General features: G+C 52.0%; 9 protein-coding genes. 3 read left to right on the top strand and 6 right to left on the bottom strand.

The features are described from left to right. Nucleotides 1-117 precede the first annotated feature (117 nt). Nucleotides 118-1,320 carry a bifunctional phosphopantothenoylcysteine decarboxylase/phosphopantothenate--cysteine ligase CoaBC gene (gene coaBC, locus PPL9_RS13405; RefSeq protein ID WP_057463153.1) on the top strand — a complete coding sequence of 401 codons (1,203 nt, stop codon included), beginning with the start codon at nucleotides 118-120 and terminating at the stop codon, nucleotides 1,318-1,320. A 59-nt stretch (nucleotides 1,321-1,379) separates the two neighbouring features. On the opposite strand, the gene PPL9_RS13400 is transcribed toward coaBC, so the two are convergent. The 4 genes from PPL9_RS13400 to PPL9_RS13385 all read right to left on the bottom strand — a co-directional run bounded on the left by PPL9_RS13400 (nucleotide 1,380) and on the right by PPL9_RS13385 (nucleotide 6,307). Then, nucleotides 1,380-3,026 (bottom strand): GMC family oxidoreductase N-terminal domain-containing protein, encoded by a 1,647-nt coding sequence (locus PPL9_RS13400; protein WP_057463152.1) that lies wholly within the window; start codon nucleotides 3,024-3,026, stop codon nucleotides 1,380-1,382. Nucleotides 3,027-3,278: 252 nt separating this feature from the next. Next, nucleotides 3,279-3,779: an MmcB family DNA repair protein gene (locus PPL9_RS13395; RefSeq protein WP_057463151.1), complete on the bottom strand. Its 501-nt coding sequence runs from the start codon at nucleotides 3,777-3,779 to the stop codon at nucleotides 3,279-3,281. Between the two features lie 75 nt (nucleotides 3,780-3,854). Next, on the bottom strand, nucleotides 3,855-4,907 hold the full coding sequence (locus PPL9_RS13390; protein ID WP_208989352.1) for a hypothetical protein: 1,053 nt from the start codon (nucleotides 4,905-4,907) through the stop codon (nucleotides 3,855-3,857). Between the two features lie 29 nt (nucleotides 4,908-4,936). Continuing rightward, nucleotides 4,937-6,307: a DEAD/DEAH box helicase gene (locus PPL9_RS13385; RefSeq protein ID WP_057463149.1), complete on the bottom strand. Its 1,371-nt coding sequence runs from the start codon at nucleotides 6,305-6,307 to the stop codon at nucleotides 4,937-4,939. A gap of 438 nt (nucleotides 6,308-6,745) precedes the next feature. On the opposite strand from PPL9_RS13385, the gene PPL9_RS13380 reads away from it, so the two are divergent. Further along, a complete protein-coding gene (locus PPL9_RS13380; RefSeq protein WP_057463148.1) occupies nucleotides 6,746-7,063 on the top strand; it encodes a metalloregulator ArsR/SmtB family transcription factor in 318 nt (105 codons plus the stop codon). 11 nt (nucleotides 7,064-7,074) lie between these two features. Here PPL9_RS13380 and PPL9_RS13375 read toward each other — a convergent pair whose 3' ends face one another. Beyond that, on the bottom strand, nucleotides 7,075-9,078 hold the full coding sequence (locus PPL9_RS13375; protein ID WP_057463147.1) for a bifunctional DedA family/phosphatase PAP2 family protein: 2,004 nt from the start codon (nucleotides 9,076-9,078) through the stop codon (nucleotides 7,075-7,077). Nucleotides 9,079-9,351: 273 nt separating this feature from the next. Between PPL9_RS13375 and pap the strand changes: the two genes are divergently transcribed. Further along, entirely contained in the window at nucleotides 9,352-10,896 is a 1,545-nt protein-coding gene (gene pap / locus PPL9_RS13370; protein ID WP_208989351.1) for a polyphosphate:AMP phosphotransferase, read from the top strand. Between the two features lie 40 nt (nucleotides 10,897-10,936). Here the strand turns inward: pap and PPL9_RS13365 are convergent, their stop codons facing one another. Continuing rightward, nucleotides 10,937-11,785 carry a hypothetical protein gene (locus tag PPL9_RS13365; protein ID WP_057463146.1) on the bottom strand — a complete coding sequence of 283 codons (849 nt, stop codon included), beginning with the start codon at nucleotides 11,783-11,785 and terminating at the stop codon, nucleotides 10,937-10,939. Nucleotides 11,786-12,257: the final 472 nt, after the last annotated feature.

The raw sequence follows: 12,257 nt of genomic DNA, 5'->3' as shown, positions 1-12,257 counted from the left end.
GGGACGAAAGGCCTTTAGGAAACTAATGAAATCCGGAGTGAAAACGGATAGAAATACCTCAGGAAATGAGTTGGCGGGCCTGATGGTGATCAAGCCTGCGCAAAAGGTGGTTTCAAAATGCTTTCAGATAAGCGCATTCTCCTTATCATCACAGGCGGTATTGCAGCCTACAAATCGCTGGATCTGATCCGCCGCCTGCAAGAGCGAGGTGCGAAGGTTCGGGCAGTTCTGACCAACGGTGGTTCTCAGTTTATCACACCGCTTGCTGTTGGTGCGCTGACGGGCGACACAGTCTTCACCGAGCTGTTTGACAGAGAAGCCGAGCACGATGTCGGCCACATCCGCTTGTCGCGAGAGGCGGATCTCGTCGTTGTTGCCCCAGCTACAGCAAATATCATGGCAAAGATGGCACATGGATTGGCTGACGATCTGGCCTCCTGCGTATTGCTGGCCAATGACAAACCGGTCCTCGTTGCTCCTGCTATGAACTCCAAAATGTGGAGCCACCCGGCCACCCAACGCAACGTTGCTCAGTTGAAAGCGGACGGCCTGAATTTTGTTGGCCCCAACGCAGGCGAGATGGCGGAAAAAGGCGAAGCAGGCTATGGCCGCGTGTCAGAACCGCTGGAAATTGTTGCCGCGATTGAAGATCTCCTTTCTCCCAAAGAACAGCCCCTGAAGGGCAAACGCATTGTCATCACCGCTGGCCCAACCCATGAGCCAATTGATCCAGTGCGTTACATCGCCAATCGGTCCTCCGGCAAACAGGGCTATGCCATTGCAGAAGCTGCGGCAAATGCTGGAGCGCAAGTGACGCTTGTCTCAGGCCCAACAGTTCTGTCAGACCCGAAAGGCGTTGAGACAATCCGCGTAGAGTCTGCAAGCGCCATGCTGGCCGCGGTTGAATGTGCCTTACCAGCTGACATCGCGATCATGGCTGCAGCCGTAGCAGACTGGCGGGTTGCTCACGATAGCAACCAGAAAATCAAGAAAGACGGAACAGGCTTGCCGCCAGCGCTGAGCCTTGTCGAAAATCCGGATATTTTGAAAACAGTAGGGCACTTGCAAGGCAAACGACCGAAGCTAGTGGTTGGTTTTGCTGCCGAAACAAATGACCTGATCAACAACGCCCGCGGAAAGCTGGAGCGTAAAGGCGCTGATTTGATTGTAGCAAACGATGTCAGCCCAGAGAATAACGTCATGGGCGGCGACAACAACACCGTCCGTCTCGTGACCCAAAACGGCGTGGAAGATTGGCCGAAAATGGGTAAGGACGAAGTCGCTCGCCAGCTTGTCAAAAAGATTGCAGAGCTGGCTTAATCCATTCGCCGAACTGTCTCGTTAGAAGGCCGGTATGTTCGTACCGGCCTTTTTGCTGTTTAGGCCGAAACCTGTTCGCTCTCGTGTTCTGCACTCAAAACCGGTTTACCGAGGATCATATCTGAAGCCTTTTCGGCAATCATGATTGTCGGCGCATTCGTATTGCCTGAGATCAGCGAAGGCATCACAGAAGCATCAATCACTCGCAGGCCTTCCAGTCCGTGCACTTTCAGGTCCGGCCCGACGACCGACATTTCATCTGCGCCCATTTTGCAAGTGCCAACAGGATGATAGATCGTCTCCGCCCTCTCCCGCACCGCTTGCTTGATGCTGCGCTCATCACGGCCAAACTCGTAGAGCATGTCCTCCCGATAATCCGAGAGCTCTGGTCCTTCCAGAATATCCCGTGTCATGCGGATACCCTTCACCAACACATCCATGTCTTCCGGTTCTGTCAGATATTTCGGGTCAATACGCGGAGCATCCATCGGGTTTGCTGAGTTGAGCCCAACTTCCCCGGTTGATTTTGGTCGTAAAACGCAAACGTGACAGCCAAACCCGTATCCACCGTAGAGCTTTCGACCATGGTCATCGATGATGGAGATGACGAAATGTAGTTGAATGTCAGGCCTGTCCAGTTCCGGGTTGGTCTTCAAAAAAGCCCCACCCTCTGCTGCCGGAGAAGCAATTATGCCAGAGCCGTCTTTCCGCCAGCGCAGTATTTCCTTGATCAGCTGAATGCCCGGCTTCAAGCCCAGTCCCAGCATATCCGTTTTATTAGAGCGGTAGCTGATGGTGTAATCCAGATGATCCTGCAGGTTCTTACCCACACCAGGCAGGTCATGCAGGACCGGAATGTTGTGTTTCGCCAGCTCATCCGCTGGCCCAATGCCAGAAAGCATAAGCAACTGCGGAGACTGGAAAGCGCCTGCTGAGACAATAACCTCACGACCTGCTTTCACCGTCGCAAGTTTGCCCTTCCGGCTGTATTCAACACCAACGGCTTTCTTATCTTCAAACAACACTCGAGTACTGCGTGCATGGGTAATCACAGTCAGATTGGAGCGATCCATAACTGGGTGAAGGTAGGCAGCAGCAGCCGAACAGCGCTCGCCTTTTTTATCATCCTCATGGAACTGCGTGACCTGATAAAGCCCAACACCCTCCTGATCACCGCTGTTAAAGTCATTGTTGCGTTTAATCTGCCTGCCTTCAGCTGCCGCTAGAAAGGCGTGCGAGATTGGAAGAGGCGAACGTTGCTCGGAAACGTGTAAAGGCCCATCAGCTCCATGCATCCCGCTTTCACCGCGCTGATTGCATTCGGCTTTTTTGAAGTAGGGCAGCACATCATCAAAGGACCAACCTTCGGCACCCTGCTCCACCCAACCATCATAATCCTGTTTTTGGCCACGGATATAAAGTTGAGCGTTGATTGCGCTGGAACCACCCAAAGCCTTGCCGCGTGGATGGAATGTGGTTCTGTCGTTAAGCTCTGTTTGTGGAACCGAGTTAAAAGCCCAGTTGTTGATGGCAAAGGGCTTTGCGGAAACCATCGCTGCAATGCCAAGAGGTGCCCGTACCAGAACGGACTTTCCTTCACCTCCAGCCTCAAGCAGGCAAACCGTTATTGAAGGGTCTTCTGTAAGTCGGGCTGCAAGCACACACCCTGCTGAGCCGCCTCCAACAATCACATAATCAAAATCCATTGCGCCCCTCCCCAGAAACACACCACACGCCCGAAAGCCCTCACCTCTCCCGGAAATGACACAGCAAAAATGTCTAACGCATTTTCCACTCACCCCAATACGGACAAGCTGTTTTATGTTTCAATGTTAGTGAGCCTTTCCCCAAACGGAAACCTGAACATTCTGGTGAGTATGTTATGCGCTAAACTTCTCTGAGGGCGTTCTTTGAAAATAACATTTGAACGCAGAGGCTTGCTGAGGTTCTTCCCCAGTTTATCCCCTGCGCAGGTTTCTCTGGTTCGGGTCAGTCAGATCGTGCAGTCTGTTCGCCGCAGCCTGCGCAAATCGCAAAATCACCGCTTTACGGGTTGCAGCAGAAAGCTTGTGTTCCGGTGCTTCGCGAATGATTTCTGCCATGTAGTCATCAGCCAGAATGAAGCCGGTTTCTTCTGGAAAAATCTCTTGCGGAACGTCTGCGCTGGTAGCGAAAAATAGCCGGTCGCAATAATCGCGATACTCATGCCATTTATTGTCTGCTTTGAAGTCCTCGATTGATGACTTGATCTCGATAATCCAAATCTCGGATTTCTTGCCAAGAACCACCAGATCAGCCCGACGGCCTGAGGCCAATGTGATTTCTGGCAGGCTCGTATGACCCAGCACTCGCAGATAGCGCTGCACCCCACGCTGGATTTTCAACGCACGCTCGGATTGACGACCATCGACCAGCGGATCATCCAGTTGAACGCGATTTGAGCCCTTCACAAATTCCATGAAACCGTTCCCACTTTGTTCTTAGTGATACTATCAAGCTGTCTGATAATTTCAATCCAAGATTAGATCAGGGCTTCACTGAGTTTCAGGTAAAACGAAATCCAGCTTTGCTGCCAACTGCAACATCCGTTCATCAATCGGAAACTGTGCTGCGCAGTTAGCAAGGGCTTCCCGAGCTTTTGTGTGCTCAAAGCAGCTTGAATACAACTCGGCTGCACCTATCAAAAAACTCTTGCGCCAACGCTTTGGTGTTGTCTTCAACACGGCATCACGTTGCAAGGTACTATGCCACTCCTGAAGCAGTTCAGCACCCTCTTGAGGCTTTCCTTGCAACGCAAGATGTTCGGCCTTTAGCAACCCGTAGCCCGGATTTGCAGAGAGTGCTCTCGATACATCTGGCAGATGCATTACTCTGCCTTCTGCGAGCTCCTGCCCCAGACGTGTAAACTCCACGCAGTCAGCAAGGCTTGGCGTGATAAGGAGACCCCGCGCCCTAAGCAGCTCAGCAACATCGCGCTGAAACGTTTTGATCAGCTGGCGAATAATGTTGAGAGAGTAGAGCTGATCATGCAACGCATGCGGTCCCGCAACCCCATAACAAAACCGGTTTGCACAATGCCGCAACTGCTGCGCGGCAAGGTATCCGTTCGTGTCAATCCAATCGAATAGCCCGAAGAAGAGATGAACAGGATGCTTCATACTCCCTGATAGAAGCGCCAGCAGATCTGCCTTATCAGGAGCAGAAGGTGCCAGGTATGCAGCGCTCTGTGAACCAACCACACCCAGCTCCAGCTCCGGTGAAAACGCATAAATCTCACCGTCCTGACGCCGCAGGCCAGTCACCAACGCCCCATAGGCCCCCATGGATGCGCCGTAATAGATGACGCGCTCCGGGTTCTCTTGCGCAATCGCTTCGTCAATCGCACGGTCAATGCCCTGTTGAGCACTTAGGTACCATTGTGACTGGGTATCATTCAGAAAAACACAGGAATGCTGTGTCTTTGCAAACAAGCGCTCCAGCCCGAATTTACCAGAGGGTATCCGGACCTGAGAGAAAACAACCAGTAACACACCGCTGCGACCACCGGATTGGAACTTCACTTCCAATCCGTGAGATACACTCGGCACTGTCGTAAGCCCCTGCATTGAGCGGAGGCTTAAGGTTTCTTGCGCTTGAGATAAACGCCACCACCGGAAGCAGGTGCTGAAGACGTGTCAGATGACTTGCTTGGCGACCGGCGTGGAGGTGCTTTTTTACTCGGCTTGGCAGAAGATTTGCCCTTTGGCTTTTGAGCGAACTTGCCGCCGCCCGGGCCTTTACGTTGTCCACCAAGTTTCTGTTTTTTGCCCGCCAATTGCGCACTGCTGCGTGCGCTTTTCGGCTCGCGATCTGATGGGAAGAAGGTGTATCCATCCATCTCTGGGATCTTCTTGCCGATCAGCTTCTGAACAGCACGCAGCATACCGCGATCTTCAGGCAAACAGAATGTAATCGCGTTTCCGCTCTTACCCGCACGCGCCGTACGGCCAATGCGATGCACGTAGTTCTCGGTCGCGTTCGGCATGTCAAAGTTGATCACATGCGAAATGTCTGAAACGTCAATCCCGCGGGCTGCAACATCAGTCGCAACAAGGGTTTTCAGCTTACCGCCTTTGAACTTGTCCAGCGTCTTCTGGCGTTCTGCCTGAGACATGTCGCCATGAATAGCTTCTGCTGGTACACCGTCTGCATTCAGACGGGCAGCAAGCCGCGCACTTCCTTTTTTGGTGAGCGTAAACACAAGAGCGCGCTCGCACTCTTCCGTTTCAAGAAGCGTCTTCAAAAGAGGATACTTGGCGTTATCTTCCAGATGCGCGATCTTCTGGATAACGGCTTCTACTGTTGTTGCTGGTGGCGCAGTGCTCACCTCAACAGGATCACTTAGGAAGCGACCAGCAAACTCACGAATTTCTGCAGGCATCGTTGCTGAGAACAGCAGTGTCTGCCGTTTTTCCGGCAGTAGATAAGCAATCTCTTCCAGTTCTGCGATAAAGCCGAGGTCCAGCATCTGGTCCGCTTCATCGAGAACGAAAATCTCCAGCTCATCAAAGCTGACGCCGTTTTTGCGGTGCAAGTCGAGCAGTCGACCAGGTGTCGCCACAAGCACATCCAGACCACGCTGCAAAGCACGGAACTGCGGAGGAAATGGCACACCGCCAACAACGCAGCTGGAGTACATTTTGGTGCGGCCTGAATAGGCTTTGATGTTCTTTGAAATCTGATCCGCCAGCTCGCGAGTTGGCGTCAGAATAAGGCTGCGCACGCTCTTCGGCGCTGCGCGATACCGGCTCTCAAGCAAGCGCTGAAGAAGCGGCACTGCGAAAGCTGCGGTTTTACCCGTTCCGGTCTGAGCAAGACCAAGCAGGTCCTTGCCATCCAGAATGTATGGAATAGCGTTTTCCTGAATAGGTGTTGGCTCGTCATAACCTTTAGATTTCAGGGCGATCTGAAATGGTTTTGCAACGCCAAGTTTGTCGAAGTCGGTCAAAAGTGATCTTTCGAATGAGCAGAGTGTCCGAAGCCGGTTCTGCTGATTTCATCATGTGTTTTTTGCGTGTTCCAGAAAATCAGAAACCATTTTTCGTTTTAGGATGCGCACAAAACAAGCTTGAAGAAGTTTACCTTCGAGAAATCCAGCACAAAAGCAGGCAGCTTCAATTAATTCTACTGGGATAGTCTCTGAGGCTCGGTTTGATCGGGCTATTAACATAGACCCGCCACATTATGCTAGAATTATTGCAGGAGAGCATAATATTCTGGTTGTCCCGACAAGAAAAGGACGACAAATTTGGTTAGAGCAGTCCAGCTACTTGCATGTTTCATGTTCTTCTTTATGTATGGGGACCAAGAATAATGACGCTGCTTTTATGGCCCACATCCTATAAATGGCCTGCTGCTAATAACATTAAAGATTAGGGTTCGAGCTTTGATTGATGCAAATTTTGAAGACTTAGAAGAAAACGCTGAGGAAGCTTCGCGGCTTCTTGCTAACATGGCGCATCCCAAGCGCTTGATGGTGTTGTGTCGACTGGTACAGAGCGAATGTACTGTAGGTGAACTTGCAGAAGCTGTTAATCTTAGTCAGTCCGCGCTGTCACAACACCTTGCCAAGATGCGCGCCAGCAATCTGGTGTCCACCCGCCGTAGCGCCCAGACAATCTATTATTCTCTGGCAAGTGCCGAAGTGGAATCCGTTCTGCAAACTCTCTACGGCCTGTATTGCGCTCCTCAGGAAAAAGCCTAGCAGGGCCTGCTTTAAGGCCCCGCAATGACCACAGAGCTACCATCCCACCTGCGCTTCTCTTCTGCATTTGGTAGCTGGTTGAACATGTGAAGATCCACCGGAATTTCATCTTCAGACTTCAGACCTGAAAACTCACCAAACAGACGGACGGTTTCTTCGTCCAGCGCACCGCCGATATACAGATTGGAAATCTCTCCGCTCACATCGGAGAGCTTGAACCGGGTTTCCCAGAGCCAGAACACCTGTCTGTGGTCCTGATCGCTTTCATAAACCATCGTCAGCGCAGGCAGAAAGCCTGCATTGGTGTGTGGTACCGGAGGCAGTTCGCCAGCAGGTGTCTCGCCTTTCAGGTATCCAGTCGCCGTTGGAACAGACCATTCCGGAGCCTTACGCCATCCCAGGTCTGTCAGTTGCTTTTCCAACTGTTCCGGCGTGCCGGACCATTGCAGTGTTATCGGCTCTTCCAGTTCACCCGTAATGGATACACGCTTGGCAGGCAGCAAACGCCAGTCCTGCAAGCGCCAGCTGGATTTTTGGATCACAACGGATTCACTGCGCGGCTCATAAGCCTCAGCAGTTGTCTTATAATTGGTGCTGATGTGCCAGACGGAAGCAATCGCCAGTGCACTCAGCGAAATGATCGTCAGCGCAGTTCTGCCAACTTTTTCGTTGTGAATATGCCCAAACACGAACGAGAAGAAGAAGACCGTACCGGAGCCAAACAAGAGACCAGCCAGCACGTCTGAAAGCCAGTGCGCGCCGAGATAAACTCGTGAGAACCCGATCAGGATCGCAAAGGTTGCCGCGACAGAATAGATGATCGTCTTGCTCAGACGGGAACGATCATGAGCCACCAAAACCGCAATCACCCCGATCAGAACCGTATTGATCGTTGCGTGCCCCGATGGAAATGAAAATGCGTCCGCTCCAGAGTACAGCTCAATCGGACGATCGCGGCCAATCAATGCCTTGGTGATCACCACAAAGATAGAGGAGCTGACAATCGCGATGACAAAGCCTGTCGCTCTGCGCCATGCCTTCCGCCCAAACAGATAAAGCCCAACAGCCAGCGTCACGGTTGCTGTGACATGACCATCGCCCATCATGGTGATCATAACCATGACCTTATCGATGATCGGTGTCCGGGCGATCTGGAAGAAGTTGCTGATCGCAAGATCAGCCCGCGCCATCGGCATTCCCGGCGCCACAGCACCTGTAAACCAGATGAAACCGGGCAACGTCACAAGCAGGAAGAACGCAGATACCAGCATCCCCACACTACGTGGGTTTTCAGGGTCATACGTCCGTGCAACCCATTGGCTGAAGCGATCAGGACGGCGGGCAAACCAATTGACTGTTGCCTGATGAGAACCGCCAACGATTGGCAGAATAAACATGATCAGCCAGCGGATCAGGGCCACGGCAATCAAAAGAACCAGCAGCAAGCCACCAAGAATAATCGCCAGGCGCGTATTGAACTCGCCAATAGCAAACAGAGCTGATCCTGCCATCACACCCGGTATCAGATGGATCGCGGCCCATGCGAAGGCTGATGTCACGTTGAAGAACGTAAAGCGGCCAAAACTCATGTCCGCCATACCAGCAATTCCGGGTACCACGGACTTCACGCCCGGCACAAAACGGCCAATAAAGATGCTCTTACCACCATGTTTGGCAAAATAGTCTTCACCGCGTTGCAACCAATCAGGATACCTGCTTAATGGCCAGATGGTGCGCACTTTGTCTTTGTAAAAGTAGCCAAACCAGTAGGAAAACGCGTCGCCCGTTACGGCGCCTGCGGTTGTCCATAAAAAGATGCTCAGAAAGGGCAGCTCGCCAAGGCCAATAAGCGTTCCGGCGCCCACAAGAACAACCGTGCTTGGAAACACCAGTCCAATCAGAAAGAGCGCTTCGCCCATTGCGACGATAAAACAGATAAGGCCAGCGAACGCTGGGTTTGCTGCAATGAAATCAACAATGTGGTTGAGGAATGTGGTGACGAAATCGACGTTCACTGAAAAGTCTCTAGCTCTTTCATAAATGACTTAGATCGCTGGGTGACTGCTTGAAATGTATACATAGTGCCAAGGTGACCAAAATAAGGTCTGCATTCTGTTACATTTATATGCAGGCATCTGGCGCTTTGAAAGGGAAATAACAAGCCCTAATCCCTTCAAAAAGCATAATAGTCCCACTAATCAGACCCATACGTTAATTCTGGTGACGAAAAACATCGTTTAGCTCTTTAAGCAATAATACAGAATGGCTATTCTTGGCTGCAAAGCCGAATGAGCAAAAATAACATTTTACGCCATGCCCCAGATGCGAAGGTCACTTGCATGTTTCAGTCTGCAAACATTCCTCAGACAGTTAGCAAAGAGCTGCTTCAAAAAAGACTGCCTGAACTCCGTGAGGAATTGTTGGAAGTTCAGCACAAGCTGAGAGAGAACAAAGCTTTTGCAACGATCATTTTGCTCGCTGGCGTAGACGGCTCGGGTAAAGGCGCGGCGATCTCCCGTTTGTATGAATGGATGGACACCCGTTATCTGTTCTGCAACGCCTACCATGAAGAGCGCAGCGAGTCTGAAAGCGCCAGGCCTAACTACTGGCGCTACTGGCGTGATCTGCCTGCGCGGGGCGAAACCTCCATTGTGTTTGGCTCCTGGTATCAGGAACCACTGCGTGATGCCGTTATGGGCAAGATTGACGACGCAGAGCTGGAGCGCCAGCTGTCGGCCATCAACCGCTTTGAAAAAATGCTGGCCTACGAGAACATTCTCCTTCTCAAGTTCTGGTTCACTCTTCCAAAGGCAGAGCAGCAGGAACGCCTGCATGATATCGAAGCCAAAGGCAAAAAAGGCCGCAACTTCATTGAGGAATGGTCTGGTTCAGAGCACTATCGCGCTGCGCAGACGGCTGGCGAAAAGGCATCCCTGCAAACCAGCACCGGCTATGCCCCTTGGTTTGTAATTCCCTCTCAGGATCCGGATGTTCGCGATCTCGCGCTGGCCGAAACCATCGCACAATCCATGAAGAAGAAGCTGGAAAGCGGCAACGGCAATCCGGTTTCAGCTCCGGCTGTGGTCACGACCCTGTCGCAGGCCAACGCCGTGGATGCGATAGACCTGACAGCAACCATTTCCAAAGAAGACTACAAGGCAGAGCTTGAAGAGCTTCAGGACAAGATGGCGTACCTGACAGACCGCAAGCGTTTCAAAAAGTTCGGTTTGATCTCCGTCTTCCAGGGCAACGATGCAGCCGGCAAAGGCGGTTCAATCCGCCGTCTCACCCGCTCCATGGACCCGCGAAACTACAAGGTGCACCCAATCGCAGCCCCTTCCGTGGAAGAAAAGCTGCACCCGTACCTCTGGCGTTTCTGGCGCCGCCTGCCGAAAAAGGGCCACAGCGCCATCTTTGACCGCTCCTGGTACGAGCGGGTTCTTGTTGAGCGCGTCGAAGGCTTCTGCTCCGAAGCGGACTGGATGAGGGCCTACAACGAAATCAACGCCTTCGAAAAAGAGCTGACAGATTCCGGCTTCGTCCTCTGCAAGTTCTGGCTGGCGATCTCGGAAGAAGAGCAACTGCGCCGCTTCAAAGCCCGCGAAGAAACCGCTTACAAGAACTACAAAATCACCGAGGAAGACTGGCGCAATCGCCTCAAGTGGAACGAATACGCCATCGCAGCTGGTGACATGGTGGACCGCACCTCCACCCGCTATGCGCCATGGACGCTCATTTCTTCCGAAGACAAGCGCTACGCTCGTATTCAGGTGCTTAGAACCACCGTCAATGCCCTCGAAAAGGCGATGAAGAAGAAGGACAAGGAGAGCTAACTCAGCGTCCTTCGTCTACAACGCTCCGCAACAGCTCCTGTCACACTTCGTTTTGTGACAGGACTTCAGCAGAAACCAGGTCAACTTCCTGGCCACCTCGCCAGACATTGATCACGGCTTCAATCTTCAGCGACTTCTTCACGCCGTCATAGTCAGCAACCTGCTGCTGTTGTTCCTCGAAGAATGGTCCATCGAAGTCCATGGAAATGTCCTTCTCCATGTAGGCCTCAATGCGCAGATCATCTGGCCCCGGCTTGCTGATATCAAACCGCATGTCCTGATTGTTGGACATACACATCACCGCATCAGAGAGCAGCGGAAACAGCCCTTGATGGCAAACTGCAAAGATGGTGGCACGTTCCTGTGGCGAGAACTGATCAAAGAAGCTCATGTCTTCAATCGGTTTTGAATCGAACGTAAAAGTGCGCTCCTGCCTGCGGTCAAAGTCCTTTTGAAACTGCAATCCCTGCTGTTCAGGGATCTTGACCCCTTCCAGCATGATGTCGTTTTTCAGGTTAGCTTCCACGCGGTCTTCATCAGGACTGCGCACATCAAATTCCAGCTTGAAATCCAAAACGCTGTAGCTGCGATAATGGGAACTGTCATAGACTTTGAAATTGTCCTGATAGTTCGCACCAGCCAGTTCGCGCAGTTGCTCAAAGGCTTTGACCTTGTTTTGGTCCGTCACACCCGGCGAGTACAGATCAAACGCCAGTTTCTTCGCTGTTACGCGGTCCGTCCCGCAAAACCAGTCAACAATCTTGTCCCAGAGCCGTGTTGCCGGATTCCCAACATGGTCTCTGTCCGAGGCTCCCTTGATGTTCTCAAGATCCCCCGCTGAGATGTGCGGATTAATTTGCGGTGTGCTCAAAGCAACTGAAGATGACATGTTCCACCCTCCTGAACGCGGTCAACTGGTCATGCAGGGCTTTATAAGCCTGACACCAAGATTGTGCAGGAAGTTGCAGAGTTGCGCTGTTCTGAATGGCACTAGAACAACAAAAACATGCACTAAAAGCACCACATGGCAGCCCATGCAGTGTTGAAGCTAAGGTTCCCAAACTTGGGATGAGCAAGGCGAGCAGGCAGTGCCTGCGCTACTTGTTTAAATATGAGTCTTCGGCAGTGGCTGCTCGCCTCGCCCGGGCTTTCTTGTAATGAACAACGTCGCCTCTTTGCCTGTAAGGCACGATAGCCGGTTTCCCGGAAAGACAATGGCTTATCCAATCAGGTTTCCCTAATCGAACAGTTCCTCCGTCTCTGACAAACACATCTGCAAAAGCAGGTTTTACTGCCGGTACATTTGCACTTGTCGCCGCGTGATACCCTACAAACTTGGGCCCTTCCCCTCAAACCATGCG

It is taken from the genome of Pseudovibrio sp. POLY-S9 (assembly GCF_001431305.1).
GTDB lineage: Bacteria > Pseudomonadota > Alphaproteobacteria > Rhizobiales > Stappiaceae > Pseudovibrio.
The sequence above is the reverse complement of the archived record's forward strand: the minus strand, read 5'-3'. Positions and strand labels throughout refer to the sequence as shown.